Raw genomic sequence first — 17,332 nt, 5'->3', positions numbered from 1 at the left:
TAGGTTATTGTACGTGTCAACACTTCTGTTGGTGCGGAGCATCAAAAAAAGAGTCCAAATCCCTCTTGCCGGGGACTGGACTCTTCCTTATGAAGCACTACGACATGGACGCCGCATTGCCTGTATCCTCCTGAAACTGAAACCAGCTGTTCACCTGCGCCGTTTCCTCCGTGAGAATATCCAGATAAACCGAGGTACGGTAGTCGGTTTCTTTCAGGCTTCTGCCGGTAATTTCGGCGATCCGGTTCAGCCGGTACATCAGGGTGTTGGTATGAATATGCAAAAAAGCAGCCGACTCCTTGAGATTGCCGTCCAGCGTTAAATACACGGCGATCGTCTTGAGAAAATCACTTTTATGCTCACGGTCATGCATTTTGAGCGGATGAAGCAGCGCACTGCGGCGGGTCCGGCTGCGCTTCTGCTCCATGATGGCCGGAATGTGAGCCCAAAAGCCGATTTGCTCGTAGAGCAGCAGCCCGCGGGCATGGTAGGGAAGCAGCTTCTTGATCTCCAGTACCGACAGTGCCTCGCGGTAGGCCAGAGCGGCAGAGGTATATTCCCTGTACCCGGGACTGCAGCCGGCGGCCAGCCGGCAGCCTTCACTGCGGCTCATATCCGCAAGCAGCTTGTTCACAAAAGAAGACAGAATTTCCGTTCCCTCCACCGGAAAAACAAAAGAAAACAGCAGAATCAGCCGGTTATGCTCAGCTGTCAGAAACAGGAGACGCTGCCCGGCATAGGCATCCATCACCTGCCGGAAGCGCAGCAGAAAGTGCTCGTCGATGATCTTGTCGCTTTCCAGCACCCCGATGTAGTAGCTCTCCGGCAGCAGAATCGACCAGGCTTCCGCTTCCTGGCGGATGCGCGGCTCCGTATCATAATGCGAGGTCAGCAGCTTCCAGAAGAAGTCCTCGAAAGCCTTATCCTGCTTGGTCTTCCAGCCGCGCTGCTTCAGCAGATAACGCCCGGCGATGCCGGCCGCCTTCTCGACAATCTCCTCGGCATACCCCTCGGCGAGATTTCCCCGGTCCACTACCCAGATATAGCCCAGAATCTCCTGCTGGTGCTTGATGCACATGGCCAGCCGTGGTCCGAGCCCGACCTCCATCACCGCCGGAATGCGGATCGGATGCGCCGCGTTCTCCAGCTGCTGCATGACGCCTTTTTTGCGGAGTCCGATGATGACCGTGTTCGGCACCCGTTTGCCGATAATGGTGGAGATGCGCGCCGCGTCGCTCTCGAACTGATGGGAGCTGTAGCCGATGACATGGTGGTTGCTGTCCTCGATCGTCACCTGCGACTGCAGCGATTCACTAATGGTATCCGCCAAGGATTCCATGCTGTCAAAAAAACGATCAAATGTTGGCCCTGATTCTGTCAATGTTCCCACCCCAGCCCGAAGAATAACCGAATCTTGCACATTTAGGTGTTTACATTATATTACTCAGATTTACGGCTGACTAGGATAATATGCGAGAAAACCTGACATGAGTTGGCTTATCGGCTTTCCGCTCGCCCTGATTATCCGCTTGTTGCCAGATCGACGGCGAGTTTAGAGGGATTTTCACCTCTATTTCTACGCCTTTGCCCGCATTCGGCGGAATCAAAGGGATTTTTACCTCTATTTCCACACCTTTACCCGCATTCGACGGAAACAAAGGGATTTTTACCTCTATTTCCACTCCTTTGCCCGCATTTGGTGAAATCAGTGGGATTTTTCCCTCTATTTCCACTCCTTTGCCCGCATTCGGCGAAATCAGTGGGATTTTCCCCTCTCTCACTCCAATAAATATAGCCCGGTGATTGCTCACCGGACTGCAATGGAGGTACCCCTCTGTTCTCTCTCTTTAAGCTCCTAAATGCCGTTATATCCCCGGTTCTGCGGAATGCCGACACCGCTATCCCCTCTCCCGCTCATCCCCAATTCATTTCTCTCTGCGGGGCTTAGCACATACTAGATCAGAGTGAACTCTTGCTCTACTGCTTTCTCTACCGTGAAGTACTCTTCCCCAAGAGCTTCCGCCACGGCCTGGCAGGTGATTTTGCCATTGGCTACGTTGACGCCGCTCTTCAGGCCGGCATTGTCTTCAATCGCCTGGAATACACCTTTATTGGCTATTTGCAGTGCATAAGGAACCGTTACGTTGGTTAAAGCAATTGTCGAGGTTTTGGCTACAGCTCCCGGCATATTCGCTACTGAATAGTGCAGTACGCCGTGTTTCTCGAACACCGGATTGTCATGGGTCGTTACCCGGTCAATCGTTTCTACGATCCCGCCCTGGTCGATGGCTACATCGACGATCACGGAGCCCGGCTTCATGGCTTTGACCATCTCTTCAGTGACCAGCTTCGGTGCTCTTGCACCCGGGATCAATACTGCGCCAACCAGCAGATCCGCTTCAGCGACCGCTTTGGCAATGTTGTAAGGGTTCGAGATCAGCGTGCTGATCTGCGAGCCGAAAATATCATCCAGCGTACGGAGCCGGTCTGCACTCAGGTCAACAATGGTCACCTCAGCCCCGAGGCCAATGGCCATTTTAGCTGCGTTCGTGCCAACTACACCGCCGCCGATAATGCTAACCTTGCCTCTGCTGACGCCGGGAACACCGGATAACAGAATGCCTTGTCCGCCGTAGTTCTTCTGGAGGAACTGCGCGCCGAGCTGCACGGACATCCGTCCTGCCACTTCGCTCATGGGTGTAAGCAGCGGCAGTGTGCGTCCATCCACAACCGTTTCGTAACCGATAGCGAAGACACCTTTGTCTTTCAATGCGGATGCGAGGGCCGGTTCTGGGGCAAGGTGCAGATACGTGAACAGGATCAGACCCGGACGGAAGTAGCCGTATTCGCTTTCCAGCGGCTCTTTTACTTTCATGACCATTTCAGCGGCTGCCCATACAGCAGCTGCTTCTGCAATCAGCTCAGCTCCGGCTGCGGCATACTCTTCATTCAGGAATCCGCTGCCTACTCCGGCTCCGGCTTCCACCAGCACTTTATGTCCTTCAGCCACCAGGCTGACCACTCCGGCAGGGGTAATCGCTACGCGGTTTTCGTTATTCTTAATCTCTTTAGGTACGCCAATAATCATTGTTCATCTCTCCCGTCTTATGTGGATCTCTTATGTAAAGAATGATAACATATCAATTTCGTTTGCATTTTGGGTAAAAAGAAAAACTTTATCTGCCATGATTGTGTTTTAACACAATGGAGGTGGTAAAAAACAACCGCCATCCTCCGGAACCCCTTGAACCATCAAGGGTTGACAGCTGCTGACCCCAGCCCGGCACACAACAAAAGACACCATCGCTGGTGTCCTTTGTTGTATATTTATCATTTTCCGTCTGTGAATGCATGGTTTAACCGCGTTACATTAAGTGACACACACTAACTGGATAGCAATGACAGCACCGTCTCCAGCACAACATTTACACCCATTTCACATTCTTCATAGGAGGTAAGCTCTTCCTCACAGTGGCTTTTGCCGTTAACGCTGGGCACGAAGATCATCGCCGACGGCAGGAATCCGGCTACGAACTGGGCATCGTGGCCTGCTCCGCTGGCCATCTTTTTATGAGAATACCCCAGCGTGACCGCTGCCTGCTCCACAAGATCACAGATCCGCGGATCAAACCATACGGTGTCGCGGCCCCATAGCTTCGTCTTCTGGACCGAACATCCCAGCAGCTCTTCCGGCAGGCCGGTAATAATGTCCTCCACCTGACGGACGATATCCATGTCCTTATGCCTTGCCTCCACGGTAAAAATCACCTTATTCGGAATCACCGTATGAATATTAGGCAGCACGTTCATCCGGCCCATGGTGTACACCAGTTCGGAATCAAGCACGCCCAGCTTGGCCCGCAGCTCAGTAATCAGATCGGTGGCGGCAAACAAGGCGTCCTTGCGCATATCCATCGGCGTCGTTCCGGCGTGATCCGATTCACCTGTCACTTCAATCTCATAACAGGCCATCCCGACCACACAGTCGACTAGGCCAATGGTAAGGTTTTCCCGTTCCAGCACCGGTCCCTGCTCGATGTGCAGCTCCAGATAAGCCGTCGCTTCGGCGATCCGGTTGGCCTCATCCCCGGCGTAGCCGCTCGCCAGCAGCGCTTCCTCGAAGGTCGTCCCTTCAGGGTCCTTCTTACTCAGCATTGCCGCCTTATCGAACTTGCCCGCGAGTACGCCGGAAGCCATCATCGAAGGCTCGAAACGCGCACCCTCCTCATTGGTGAAATTCATTACCGTCACCGGAAGGCGCGGCGTAATACCATGATCAACCAGGGTTCTTACCACCTCAAGTCCGGCGATCACACCGAGCACCCCGTCGAATCTGCCGCCTTTCTTCACAGTATCCAGATGGGAGCCGATCACTACGGGCGGACCCTCTTCCCTGCCGGCAAGCGTGGCATACATCGTACCCATATCATCAATCTTCACTGTCATCCCCAGTTCTTCACAACAGGAGGTGAAATAATTTCGTACCAGCACATCCTGCTCCGACAGCGACAGCCGGGTTACACCATTATTGTCCGTACGTCCAAAATCGGCAAAAGCCTCAATGGTATTTTTCAATCGCCCGCCGTTCACCAATACCTGCTGCAGCTTCATGTTATATATCCCTCCGCTTCGGATCATCATGTTATTATTGCTTTCTATATATGTTATACCAATCCTTTTTATTTTCATTGTACAGTCTGTAATAATTATTTTTTGTAAATGTTCACGTTGTGTTACAACACTGCAGAAGAGTTTGATAGAATATGAGCTATCACGAGATGAAGCTAGGATGAAAGGGGAACTGACAAATGAACACCATACTACGCAGCGGAACTGCCGAAGCTGTCATTAGCACACTGGGAGCTGAGCTGGTCAGCTTCAAAAGGCTGGATACGGACAACGAATATATCTGGAGCGGAGATGCGGAGTATTGGACAGGCCGCTCTCCGGTGCTGTTTCCGATTATTGGTGCAGCCCGGAACGGAGAGATCCGGACCGGCGGCAAGACCTACACCATCGGCAATCACGGTTTTGCCAGACGCAGTGAATTCACACTGGTAGAAGCCACCGACACGCATGCGGTCTTCTCCCTCTCACAGAATGAGCAGACGCTCGCCAGCTACCCTTATCAATTCAAGCTGGTCCTTACCTACATCCTGAGCGGAAGCACGCTTGAGATCAGCTACCACGTGGAGAATACCGATGAGCAGCAGATCTTCTTCCAGCTTGGCACCCATCCGGCCTTCAACTGCCCGGTGGACGGACAGGGCGCTATCACAGACTATTATCTGGAGTTCTCGGAACAGGAGAACCTCGAGCGTCTGTTCCTGAGCGATGCCGGTCTTGTCATCAGCGGCAAAAGCGAGCCGGTACTGGAAGGCGAACGCATCCTTCCGCTCTCCCATGAAATGTTCTTTGACGGTGCGCTGGTCTTCCGGAATGTGAAGTCAGAGCGCATTGCGTTAAGAAGCAAGCTTACAGATAAAAGCGTAATCGTCACCTCCAAGGGCTTCCCCGATCTTGGTCTCTGGCAGCCGAAAAACGCACCTTTTGTGTGCATCGAGCCTTGGCAGGGTATCGCGGATGGCGATACGTTCGACGGCGAACTGCAGGACAAGCAAGGCGTAATCGGCCTGGCACCAGGGGGAACTTTCACCAGCTCATTGACAATCGAATTTAATTAACATGCAAAAAAAAGGCCGTAGCACCCGACAGGTGACCTACGGCCTTTCTCTGTTGATATAATTTTATTGGCTAAGTGTTTCTCCGCCTTCATTCCGCACGGTGAACGTGTGATCAATGGAGGCTTCCTCAATTTCATTATACGCCCAATTTGTCACTGGAACGTCCGGCCAGCTCGGTGTTGTGACACCGTACAGCGGCCCGCGTCCGAACAGCCGGTTGACAACCTTCACGGCTTCAGCACGTGTCAGGTTACCTGTTGGACGGTAAGTGCCATCCCCATATCCGTTGATGATGTTAGCCTTGCTTGCTGCCGCAATTTCCTTGGCAGCCCAGTGGCTGTCGGTATCCTTGAACCCGCTGGAAGTAACGGCCGCAGTGTCCAGCTTCTTATATCTGGATGCAATCGCGGCGATTTCCCCGCGGGTGATAGGAGCATCCGGCAGGAACTGGCCTTTGTCGTTACCCTGCATCAATCCGGCAGCTTTGACGAATTCGATGACGCCTTTTGCCCAATGACTATCTTTCACATCCGGGTAGGAAGAGGCAGCCAACGGTGCTGCTGGATCATACCCAAGGTTTCTGGCCAGAATTGCAGCCATTTCCGCACGGGTAATGGAATGGTCCGGCTTAAAGGTTCCATCGGTAAAGCCGTTGATGAATGCCTTGTGACCGGCAAGCTGCTGTTGTGCAGCCTCCGCTGAGGCAAGATACTGCTCCCAGCCTTCCATGTTCAATATGGTGAATGTACTGAATTTATTTACTTTAAACTGTAAACCCAGCTCACCCGTTTTGTAATCGACTACGGTTGCCTTAATCAATTCCTTGTCTCCATCACTATGCTCGACGAAGATTACAAGATTCGCCAGGAAGTCCTGTCTTTCCTGGAGGTCACCTGGCAGCTGTACGTCACGCAGCGGAAGGGTTAATGTCACCGGTCTGCTCTGCATATTAGTCTCAATAGTCATTGGACGGGCAACTACATCAATTTGCTTGTCCGCTGCTATTTCTCTGACAATCCGCTCAATTCTTGCCCGGTCTTCAACCTCTTTGCGCAGTGCCTGGTCCTTGATCGGTACAACATGGAAATACAAATCTTCTGTAAAATTGTCTAATGACGATTGCGGGATGAGAATTCTAACATTCTCGGTGAAGACCTCCATATTCACGTTGGAGTCACCAAGTGTTTTAATGGCATCCTTAGGAACCTTTACATTGATATCCGCGACCTGGTCCTTCTCATCCGGGATCATAATCCGGGCCGTATTATCCGAAGACCCGGTAATTTTCCGGACAACCTCCTCTACACGCTCCGTTGTGAAGTTGACTACATCATGCAGAATTCCACCTGTATCCTGAGTACGTTGGATGACCGTTTCCGCCAGAACAGAACCCTGGCCCAGTTGTCCTGATTCTACCTTCACGGTAATCTCCTCTGTCGATGCAGTCGCAACAGGTGCTGCAGGAGTTTCCGGCGCTGGCGTTGCTGGTGCTGGCGTTGCTGGCGCTGGTGTTGCTGGCGATGGCGTTGCTGGTGCTGGCGTTTCCGGCGCTGGCGTTGCCGGTGTCGGCGTTGCTGGCGCTGGTGTTTCCGGCGCTGGCGTTACTGGTGCTGGCGTTGCTGGCGCTGGTGTTTCCGGCGCTGGCGTTGCTGGTACCGGCGTTGCTGGCGCTGGTGTTTCCGGCGCTGGCGTTGCCGGTGTCGGCTCTACCGTTGGTGTTACTACTGGCTCTTCCGTAGGTGTTGATGTCGGATCTGTTGTTGCTGTCGGTGTTGCCGTCGGTGCTGCTGTAGGTGTTGGTGTAGGATCCGCTGTTGCCGTCGGCGTTGCTGTCGGTTCTTCCGTCGGTGTTGGCGTCGGTGTTGGCGTCGGTGTCGCTACAGGCTTAGCCTTAATAATATTGACAGTATAAGTCTTTGCAGTTCCGTCCTCCGCAATGACCTGAATATCAAATATATTGTCGCCCTCAACCAGATTAGTCAGCAAAGCACCGTCTCTTCCCGTGATTTGGCCTTTTGCTTTTGCATCTGCTGCTAACGGGGTAAGAACGATGGAGTTCACATCACTCTCTACCTCTACCGTATAATTTATAACCCCCGGATCAAATACAGGATCCAAGACTCCAGCATCTGTGCTGATACTGCTCAGGTCTGCATTGGAAGAACGTGATTCCCGGGTGAAATCCAGCTCATAGACACTTTCTGTCTTTCCATCCTGCGCAGTGACCTTCAGGTTTACGATGTTTAGGCCTTCTGCTAACTGGATAGGCATCGTCTGATCTACAGTGACACCATTTACGCTAATCCGCGCATCCTGGTCTCCTTTTACCGCAGCCAGTTCTAGCTGATCTACTTCATAAGGTACCGATAAAAGGTATTTGAACACTTCACTCGAGAATTCAGGATTGAGAGTCTCCGTTCCTCTCACAGAGCTGACGGTCAAATTCGCCAGAGAGGAGTCCTTCGGCAGAATCGCACGATTCACAGTAACTGTATAGGTTTTTTTAGTACTGGCATCTGCAGCGGTAACCTCTACTGTAATTTGATTCGTCCCTTCATCCAGTGTCACGCGGCTTCCAGTTACACCTTCGGAAGCTCCATTCTTTTTCAGGATGTAACTAGCCTCTTCATTATTCGTATTGATCCAAAAATCCATGCTGCTCACACTATTGTCCACTTGGACAGAATAATCACTGATTCCTTGCTGGAAGTCTGGTGTTAATTCGCCAGGAGAAACGATCAGATTATACAGCGAAGCATCTGCACTTGGGTTTCTCACCAGATTAATGGTATACATCTTCATACTTCCGTCTTGAGCTGTAACTCTGACTTCAATCACATTCAGTCCTGTAGTCAAAGGCACGGCATTGAGGTCTTCGACCCACACCCCATTTACAAAGACTGAGGTACTGGCATTGGCATCATCAACTACCGGACTGAGCTTGGCTACAGAGATTTCATTCTGAACCGTAGCATTGTAGCTGAAAGTTCCCGGAACCGGTGAAAGAGCGATCGCATTATCCGATAAGTCCGTCATCGTGAGCTCAAGTAAACTCGCATTGGACGAAGCCGCGCGCACGATGGTTACCGTGTACTCCTTAATAGTTGATTGATCAGCAGCCGTAACAACTACTGTAACTACATTCTCGCCAACAACCAGTGGAATCGGCACACCCCCTGCAGACTCGAGTCCGTTGATGGTATAGGTGGCCTGCACATCGCTTGTAGTCGCAGCAACGGTCATACTGGTAATATTGTTGGCTATATATTCGTAATAGGTCGAAGTTGCACGGTCAAATCCGCCGGACAGCGGTTTGCCGGACAGGGTAATATTGGTTAAATCCGCATCGGAGGAGGCTTCGCGGACAATCGTCAATACATAATTCTTCGTAGTTACCCCATCTTCAGCTGTGACCTGAACATTGAATTCGTTAACTCCCACTTGCAGATTGACCAATCTTGGCTGGGCACTCGCAGTCAAGTTGCCGTTGAGACTAACCGTTGCCTGGAGTTCTTCAGGAGTTGGCGTTATCGTAAGCTCAGATACCTGGTTAGCTACAGTAACGGCATACCCGGTTTGATTCTTGTCATACACAGGATTGAGCACGCCCTTGGAAAGAACCAGATTGGACAGATCCGCATTGGAAGAGGCCTTCCGGATAATATTGATAAGGGTTGTTTTCTCACGGGCTCCACTCTGTGAGGTAACAACGATCTTGACCGTGTTCAGTCCGACACTCAAGCTTTTGGTGAAGGCTGTATTGTCCTGATGTGCATTCCCATCCACAGACAGGCTTGCCGCAGCGTCCAGCAGCTTAGGCGTAACACCCAGTGAAGAGACCTGATAAGGCACTTCAACCGAATAGCCAGTCTCATTGTTGTTAAATGCAGGTGTTAAAGTACCTGAAGAGACACTTAATCCGGACAGATCTGCAACATCCGAAGGCGCACGCAGAATAAACAGGTTGTAAATTTTCTTCGTCATTCCATCCTGCGCCATTACTTCAATCACGTACTTATTGTTTCCTGCGGCCAGATCAGTAACAACAAAAGGCGTACCGCTCGGATGAACTATGCCGTTCACTTTTAGAACAGCACCTTCTGCAGCTGTCGGCGTAAACTCAGCAGCCGTTACAGCGTTCGCCACTTTCAGCGTGTAGTCTGACTGATTAGTGGTGAAGACCGGCGATAATCCAACCGGTGAAGCGGTCAGATTGGTCAGACTGGCATCACCAGACAGCTTTCTGACAATCGTAACTGTATAGGTTTTTTGAGTCTTGCCGTCTTCTGCGGTAATTACCACGGAAATTACATTCTTCCCGTAGGCTAAGCTTACATTTCCAGTAGCATTAGCGGATTCCGTAGAGCCAATGCTTGCCCCGTTCAATGTTGCTGCCGCAAAGAGACTGGACTTGATTACATCTACTTTGATCGAACTCACATTATTTTCAACTGTCGCGGTGTAGCTGCCAGTGTTGCTGCTGTAGACCGGAGACAAGGCAATGAGTTGTCCTCCGCTCACGTTAGACAAGGCAAGCCCGTTTACTGCAGCCAGATCGGCATCATTTCCCGGATAGCGGATCAAATCGAGCTGATATTCCTTAAAGTTGGTTGAGAATTTATCGGCTACTTTGATTTTTACCGGTTTATATACACCCACTGCCAGTCCGCCTACAGTAAAGGTCGGATAGGCACCCGATACGGTTACCCCAGAACCATTGTCGGCATAGGCGGTTACATTTACATCAGCGGGATTCACCGCTGCTACATTAATATCGATACTGTTGTTCGGGCTGTTTCCGCTTTTGTTGGGCACATGAACTTTATTGTAAATAATTCCACGGTTAAAAGCAGGTGTCATTACACCTACAGAAGGCGTAATGGATTTAAGATCAAATTTCCCGGCCACAACACTCAACAAGAAACTGCTGGCGCTTGAAGTAGTTCCATCATTTACTGTGACGGTGACAGTAGAGGTACCTGTCATGTTTGCTGTCGGAGTCAGATTAATGTTCCTATCTGAGCCTCCGCCGGAAAATGTAATATTGGCATTCGCCAAAAGAGACGTATTGGACGAGGTCGCAGTAAGCGTAAGCACATCTCCGGCATCCACATCTGTCAATTTAAACGGCTTCGATACAGGGGTATTGACCGATGTCACCAGATTGGAGTTGAACCCTATACTGGACTGCCATTTCCCGCTGATGATATTTCCGTTCCTTAAGCCTGCGGAGGAGTCCTTGGCTACCGCTCCATCGTTAGAATTATTGAACTTATAATTGACCATCAGATTGGCCTCAGACCCCGTAAGGCTGGTGTTCATCTGACTTTCAATCTCCGCCTGGGTCTTAGCCTTTTTCCATATCCGGTAATCCCTCATACCGCCAACATAATTGGCGTCCTGGGACCATGTACTCTCACCGATATAGTTATAAGGTCTCGGCAGATTGGAGTTCTGGGCACTGGCGTTTGCCATATCGGTAAGATCCATAAACCCGCTGCCTTTCAGAATCCCATTCCAATAAATATAAGCCTTCTTCTCTACAGCGTTGTAAACAGCGGCTACATGAACCCATTGGTTCAAAGGCAGCTGCTCCGTGGTTTTTACCATATAGGCTTTAATTCTGGCACCTTTTTGCGGTAAAGCTTCAAGGGCTATTCTTCCTGTACTTCCTTCAAACGTAAGGTGTAAATTATAGTTATCAGGTCCATACGAAGTATCAAAAATACGGGCCCACGTCGGAGCACTGCTGGCATTTACCCAGGTTTCGACTGTAAGCGAATTGGAGTATATATTCAGATCCGGAATCGTGACATATCCTTTACCGTCAAAATTCAGATACGTACTGCCGCTTGACTCCGAAATATAAGGGGCATCATTAACAGGTGTAACCACGATCTGCGCAGCTTGTTCCAGTTCGCTATAACTCTCCGGATCCCCGGAATATTCAGCATTTACATTTACATAATTACCGCTGGACTCTCCTGAAGCAAGCCAACTGCGGTACTTGATTTGCGTAGTTCCATTCCAGTCCTTCTTCGGAACAAAACGGATCATCACATCTCTGCCGAAGACGGCAATCTTGCCGGTCTCGGGTGCCACAATGGACAACCACATTCCCCCAGCGTTATACTGCCATTGCCCGTTGCTATTATCCACTTCGGAAATGCCAATCCCGTTGGTATCTATGAGTGAAACGTATTTCCCGGCAGGTTCCAGCGTATCTTCGATGATTGTATCAAGTGGGCCTGAAGCCTGTGCCCGGGCAACGTATGGTATACCATAGAAATTACTGATGATCAGGATAAAAACCAAAGCCACGATCAAATGTCTTGATCTCTTTTTTATTTTCACAAACTCAGCCCCATTTATCTAAGATGTTAACACTGGTAACCCGTATCAGTCCTCGGTCCTATCCTCCTTAGTGTAAAATGCTTATAATTTAATATATCGGATTTTTAAGCAGTGCAATTTATGTCGAATTAATAGAATTTAATGTTAATTACAAAAAAAATTTACTGATTTCGTTCTTTCCCTTAGCTACCCGTGATATCCAATAAGTAAACTAAAGTAGTATATACAACCTTTTGATGCCAATAGTAAGCTTAAGTTAGCTTATAATCCCAAGTGAGATTTATAGACATAGGATGGGAGAATTGGATAAGGAGTGGAGTATATGCAAGGATTGTCAGTGGCTATCTGCACAAGGAACCGGGTACAGGACCTGACACGGTGCATTCATTCTATAACTAAGCAAAGCATAGGCCGGACCTACCCTATAGAAGTCATTATTATTGACGACGGTGAAATACCCAAAGAAGTATTAAACGACTATGAGGCTTTACTAGCTGCCAGCGGTTATCCCCTTATTTATTTCAGCAAAACGACTGACCGGGGACTATGGATGTCGCGGATCAAGGCTGTGGAGCTGTCCACCATGGACAAGATCCTCTTCCTCGACGATGACGTCGAAATCCCCGGTCATTATTTGGCCACTTTATACCAAACCTACCTCGATCATCCGAATTGTGCAGGAGTCGGCGGCGTCGCCATCGGAATGCGCAACAGCTTCCTCGGCACCATCCGCTGCTTACTGTCCTTCCAGCAATCTCTCTCGAGCGGCAAGCTCTCCTTAAGCGGCCAAGCCGGATCCATGTACAACTGGCACAAAGCGAGGAAAATCTTCAAGACCGAATTCCAGCACGGCTGCAACATGTCCTTCAAGAAAGACGCCATCCGCGATTTGCAGCCTGTCCCCTGGCTCAAAAGCTACAGTGTCGGCGAAGATATTCTTATGTCCCGAATCGCCCGCAAGACCGGACCTCTCTATATCAATCCCGAACTGAAACTCTTGCACCACGAATCTCCTGCTTCCAGGGACAATCTTGAGGACGTGGCCTATACAAGGGTGCTTAACCATGTACATTTGCTGAAAGACGAACGTTCGGGACCGATCGGCTACCTTGCCCTGATCTGGACAACGCTCTATCTTATTCTCCGGGAGCAGCCCAAGAAGAATTTCCCCGCTATCAGAGGCTACAAAAAAGGGCTGAGGGAAATTTTCTCCAGACAAACTGCCCGTTAAACCACTTCCGCTTCAGGAAAGGAGCAGCCGCATGAGTGTAAGTATTGTAGTTCCTATGTACAATTTAGAGCATTATGTAACGCCCTTGCTGCGTTCACTCCTGGAGCAGAGCGAGAAGCGGTTCGAAGTCATCCTGGTCGACGACGGGTCTACCGACAGGACCTCCGCGGTCGTGAACAGCTTCCTGGAGCAGCACCCCAGTCTGCAGGCCACGCTGATCCGCACAGCCAACGCCGGTGTCAGCGCCGCCAGAAATACCGGACTATCCGCAGCCGCCGGAGATTATGTGCTGTTCCTGGACGGAGATGATTACGCGGACAGCAGCCTGGTACGGAGGATTGTCAGCTCCGCCGGGCCGGACGTGATCTGCTGGGGCTACAACCTGGTCCGTGAGGATCAGTCAACGATTGTAAGCTTCACTTCTGCCGCGGGCGATACTACGGGCAGTGAAGCACTGCAGAATATTTTTGTGCACAAAAGCCTGAGAATCTGGACCGGCAGCATTGCCTACAAGCGCAGCTTCCTGCTTGATCACGGCATTCGCTATACGGAGCGCTGTGTTAACGGCGAGGATCAGGAGTTCATCTATAAAGCCTTATCCAGAGCTGTACGGGTAGTCTCTATCCCGGAGGTTCTGTCTTATTATGTACAGCGGACTTCCTCCATTACTGGTACTTATAATGTAGGCAAGTTCGATGTCGTCGCTGCCTTCAAACGGGTGGATGAATATTTCAAAGCCCATCCCTTCAGTGAAGCTGCCGCTATATCGGAGCTGCTGATGAACAGGGAAATGACCGAGAACTACTTCTACAACCTGAAAACCTGTCTGAACGGAACTACCGGAGCGGACATCCGTAGCCTGCTTGAAGATATCGGGCGCGCCTATCCCGGATTACCCCAGGAGATGAAGCTGATTATGAAGCACTACCAGGGGGATGACCGGCAGCTTGCACTGCACATCAAGGCCTTCTTAATTTCCCCGCCTTTATACGCGCGGTTGATCCGCTTAGACCGGAGCTGGATCCAGTTCAAACACAAGCTCAAAACCGTGATTTCGAGAAAGGAAATTAAGATATGAAGAAGATGATGATCTACGCATATACAGAATTCAACCTCGGCGACGATTTATTCATTAAGGTACTCTGCGAACGCTACCCGGATACCCGCTTTATGATTATTGCTCCGCGTCTTTACAAGCTGGTCTTCAAGGACATTAAGAACCTCAGGGTCTATGCTTCCGATTCCGTGCTGTTCCGGGGCGTGAACTATGTCTTCCGCAAGCTGAAGCTGCACCCTAATTTTGTGCAGAGGCTGCTCGGGGATCAATCTGATGGAACCGTGCATATCGGCGGGTCTATTTTTATGCAGGGCGAGGGCTGGGCGGAATATGTGGCTGCTGCCGAGGACGTCCGCAACAAGAGCAAACCCTACTATCTCATGGGTGCCAATTTCGGCCCGTTTACCGATGATGGATATGTCCAGCACTACCGGAAGGTGTTCCCGGAATATGCGGACGTCTGCTTCAGGGAGCAGTACTCCTATGATCTGTTCAAGGATCTGGACAATGTGCGGATGGCTCCGGATATTATTTTCCAGCTAAAATATGACGGTACCGAACCATCAGCGGAGAAGAACGGCAACCAAGGCCGGACGATTGCGATCTCAGTAATCAAGCCCTCCTCCAAGGCTTTAACCGGGTTTGACGACCTCTATTATGAAAAAATGAAAGATGTTGCAATCCATTTCATTCAGCAGGGTTATGCCGTGCATTTCATGTCGTTCTGCCAGCACGAGGGTGACCAGGAGGCGATTACGCATATTCTCGGCCTCATCCCCGCTGAGTATCAGGGACAGACCCATGTGCATCTCTATAAAACAGATATTGATGACATTCTCGCGGCGCTATCGGGCGCCAGCTTTATCGTCGCCTCCAGATTCCATGCGATGATTCTCGGCTGGGTCTTCGGCAAACCGGTCTTCCCGATCGCCTACAGCAAAAAAATGATTAACGTCATGCAGGACGCCTATTTTGACGGCAAATATACGGATTTCGCCCATTTGGCGGAGCTCACTCCGGAAATGGTCTATGAGAGCATGGCCACGAACACAATCGATGTGACTTTGCAGGCCAATCAGGCCGAGAAGCATTTCGAACAATTGGACGCCTATCTGTCTCCGGCACCGTTTGCCCTGGAAGGGAGACGCAGCTATGAAAGCTAAACGAAGTATGCTGAACCTGGGCTTCGGTCTTGCCAGCCAGGTGATCACCATTATTCTCGGTTTCTTCATCCCGCGGCTGATTATGGTCAACTACGGCTCGGAAGCGAATGGTCTAATCGCCTCAATAGTGCAGATTATCAGCTATTTCGCCCTGCTTGAAGCCGGAATCGGCGCAGCTTCGCTGCAGGCCCTCTATAAGCCTATTGCCGCAGGTGACCGCGGGCATATCAATTCGATACTCGCCGCCTCGTCCAGCTACTACAAAAAAACCGGGATTTATTATTTCATCTCTGTTGTCCTACTGGCCGTCATTTATCCGCTTGTTATCCATTCGGAAATCAGCGGTATAGCGATTATGGCGATTATCCTCTTCTCAGGCCTTGGCGGAGCGATCAATTATTATTTTCAGGGTAAATTCCGCATCCTGCTGATCGCCGAGGGCAAAAGCTATGTAGAGACCTCCATCGTCACGATTGCGAACATTCTCAACAATGTGGTGCGGATCATCCTGCTGCTGCAGGGTGTGAACATTATTGCCGTGCAGGCCTCCTTCTTCGTGCTGACGCTGCTGCAGATCGTTGCTTTCTACTACTATTCGCGGAAACATTATAAGTGGATTGATCTGAACCAGAAGCCGGACTTCGCTGCCATCGGGCAAAAAAACTCGGTTATGGTGCATGAAATTTCCTATCTTGTCTTTCGCAATACCGATGTGTTGATCCTGACGATCTTCACCAACCTGAAAATTGTCAGCATCTATGTGATGTACAATATGATTTTCACCATTGTCGACAACATCGTCCAGACAGTGAACGGAAGCATCAAATCGGCGCTGGGGCAGAGCTATCATGAAGGCAAAGAGGCTTTTGTAAAGTTCTACGATGCCTACGAGGTATATTTCATGGGCCTGATCTTTTCCATCCTGACCGTGGTGTACATTGTAATTCTGCCGTTCATGCGCCTGTACACCGCCGGGGTCAACGATGTGAACTATATTAATTTCTGGCTGCCGGTCCTGTTCGTGGTCATTAAGCTGCTGACGAATGCCCGGACCTCGTCCAACAATCTGATTACTATCGCCGGACACTTCCGCAATACCCAGTTCCGTTCGATTCTGGAATCGGCAATCAACCTGGGGGCTTCGGTTATTTTCGTAATCTTCTTCGGCATTTACGGCGTGCTGATGGGCACGATCGTTGCTCTCTTGTACCGTTCGATCGACATTATCGTCTATGCCAGCAGAGTGCTGCTGGAGCGCAGCCCTTGGGTGACTTTCCGCCGCTGGCTGACCAATGTCGCTGTGTTCGCCGCTATCGTCGCTGCCGCTAACCTCATCGATATCAAAATGACCTCGTACACCGCCGTCATTCTGTGGAGCGTGCTGCTGGGCGTCATCATCCTGCCCCTTTATTTCCTGGTCGGCTCACTGATGGAGCGGGAAGTCTTCCATTACGCCTGGGGTTACGCCAAAAGCGCCTTCACCAAGCTGCGGCTTAAACGCAAGGTTGCGGCGGGGCAAAGGGCCGAGGCTTGACTCTCTTCCCGCCTCATTTAACTGTAGCAGATACAATTAAACGGGCACCGGCCATATTTATTGAACTTAGAAAATAAACATTTAGGGAAAAGGGACAGAGGGGAATTTTGGAACTCTAAGAGCGGTAGCGTCCGCCTGAAAGCTTTCCGAAGGAAAGCTAGCATCGAAAGCATAAGCAGTTCACAGATTCCAACCGCTAATAGCGGGTTCAAATCAAGGAATCTGTGAACAACAGCGGCTGAAAGTCCAAACATTCTCTGCAGTCACGACCAATCCAAAAATATAATCATTAAAAGTTCAAATTTATAG

10 protein-coding genes are annotated in these 17,332 nt (G+C 50.4%); 5 read left to right on the top strand and 5 right to left on the bottom strand.

The window, feature by feature from the left end; genetic code table 11:
- Positions 1–97: 97 nt before the first annotated feature.
- The 4 genes from QU597_RS01335 to QU597_RS01320 form a co-directional block, all read right to left on the bottom strand.
- On the bottom strand, positions 98–1,381 hold the full coding sequence (locus QU597_RS01335) for a PucR family transcriptional regulator (protein ID WP_310831021.1): 1,284 nt from the start codon (positions 1,379–1,381) through the stop codon (positions 98–100).
- Positions 1,382–1,460: 79 nt separating this feature from the next.
- Positions 1,461–1,733 carry a hypothetical protein gene (locus QU597_RS01330; protein ID WP_310831020.1) on the bottom strand — a complete coding sequence of 91 codons (273 nt, stop codon included), beginning with the start codon at positions 1,731–1,733 and terminating at the stop codon, positions 1,461–1,463.
- Positions 1,734–1,954: 221 nt separating this feature from the next.
- Entirely contained in the window at positions 1,955–3,088 is a 1,134-nt protein-coding gene (ald, locus tag QU597_RS01325) for an alanine dehydrogenase (RefSeq protein ID WP_310831019.1), read from the bottom strand.
- Between the two features lie 296 nt (positions 3,089–3,384).
- Positions 3,385–4,611, bottom strand: a complete 1,227-nt coding sequence (locus tag QU597_RS01320) for a Zn-dependent hydrolase (RefSeq protein WP_310831018.1) — start codon at positions 4,609–4,611, stop codon at positions 3,385–3,387.
- A 197-nt stretch (positions 4,612–4,808) separates the two neighbouring features.
- On the opposite strand from QU597_RS01320, the gene QU597_RS01315 reads away from it, so the two are divergent.
- Positions 4,809–5,684 carry an aldose 1-epimerase family protein gene (locus QU597_RS01315; RefSeq protein ID WP_310831017.1) on the top strand — a complete coding sequence of 292 codons (876 nt, stop codon included), beginning with the start codon at positions 4,809–4,811 and terminating at the stop codon, positions 5,682–5,684.
- Between the two features lie 63 nt (positions 5,685–5,747).
- On the opposite strand, the gene QU597_RS01310 is transcribed toward QU597_RS01315, so the two are convergent.
- Positions 5,748–12,005, bottom strand: a complete 6,258-nt coding sequence (locus QU597_RS01310) for a cadherin-like beta sandwich domain-containing protein (RefSeq protein WP_310833203.1) — start codon at positions 12,003–12,005, stop codon at positions 5,748–5,750.
- A 355-nt stretch (positions 12,006–12,360) separates the two neighbouring features.
- Here QU597_RS01310 and QU597_RS01305 point away from each other — a divergent pair, with 355 nt between their 5' ends.
- The 4 genes from QU597_RS01305 to QU597_RS01290 are packed head-to-tail and all read left to right on the top strand — an operon-like array spanning position 12,361 to position 17,023.
- Positions 12,361–13,269 (top strand): glycosyltransferase family A protein, encoded by a 909-nt coding sequence (locus tag QU597_RS01305; protein WP_310831016.1) that lies wholly within the window; start codon positions 12,361–12,363, stop codon positions 13,267–13,269.
- 31 nt (positions 13,270–13,300) lie between these two features.
- Positions 13,301–14,347, top strand: a complete 1,047-nt coding sequence (locus tag QU597_RS01300) for a glycosyltransferase family 2 protein (RefSeq protein ID WP_310831015.1) — start codon at positions 13,301–13,303, stop codon at positions 14,345–14,347.
- On the top strand, positions 14,344–15,489 hold the full coding sequence (locus tag QU597_RS01295; protein WP_310831014.1) for a polysaccharide pyruvyl transferase family protein: 1,146 nt from the start codon (positions 14,344–14,346) through the stop codon (positions 15,487–15,489). Before QU597_RS01300 ends, QU597_RS01295 begins: the two co-directional genes overlap by 4 nt.
- The gene (locus QU597_RS01290; protein WP_310831013.1) at positions 15,479–17,023 is read left to right on the top strand and encodes a lipopolysaccharide biosynthesis protein; all 1,545 of its coding nucleotides are present in this window, start codon (positions 15,479–15,481) and stop codon (positions 17,021–17,023) included. Before QU597_RS01295 ends, QU597_RS01290 begins: the two co-directional genes overlap by 11 nt.
- Positions 17,024–17,332 lie beyond the last annotated feature (309 nt).

It is taken from the genome of Paenibacillus pedocola (assembly GCF_031599675.1).
GTDB lineage: Bacteria > Bacillota > Bacilli > Paenibacillales > Paenibacillaceae > Paenibacillus_AQ > Paenibacillus_AQ pedocola.
Note: the sequence above shows the minus strand (reverse complement) of the source record. Positions and strands in the feature narration are given on the sequence as shown.

Excerpts from the sequence above, each read along its gene's own strand:
- QU597_RS01315 (WP_310831017.1), top strand. The coding sequence starts at position 4,809 with ATGAACACCATACTACGCAGCGGAACTGCCGAAGCTGTCATTAGCACA.
- QU597_RS01300 (WP_310831015.1), top strand. The coding sequence starts at position 13,301 with ATGAGTGTAAGTATTGTAGTTCCTATGTACAATTTAGAGCATTATGTA.
- QU597_RS01290 (WP_310831013.1), top strand. The coding sequence starts at position 15,479 with ATGAAAGCTAAACGAAGTATGCTGAACCTGGGCTTCGGTCTTGCCAGC.
- QU597_RS01295 (WP_310831014.1), top strand. The coding sequence starts at position 14,344 with ATGAAGAAGATGATGATCTACGCATATACAGAATTCAACCTCGGCGAC.
- ald (WP_310831019.1), bottom strand. The coding sequence starts at position 3,088 with ATGATTATTGGCGTACCTAAAGAGATTAAGAATAACGAAAACCGCGTA.
- QU597_RS01305 (WP_310831016.1), top strand. The coding sequence starts at position 12,361 with ATGCAAGGATTGTCAGTGGCTATCTGCACAAGGAACCGGGTACAGGAC.
- QU597_RS01320 (WP_310831018.1), bottom strand. The coding sequence starts at position 4,611 with ATGAAGCTGCAGCAGGTATTGGTGAACGGCGGGCGATTGAAAAATACC.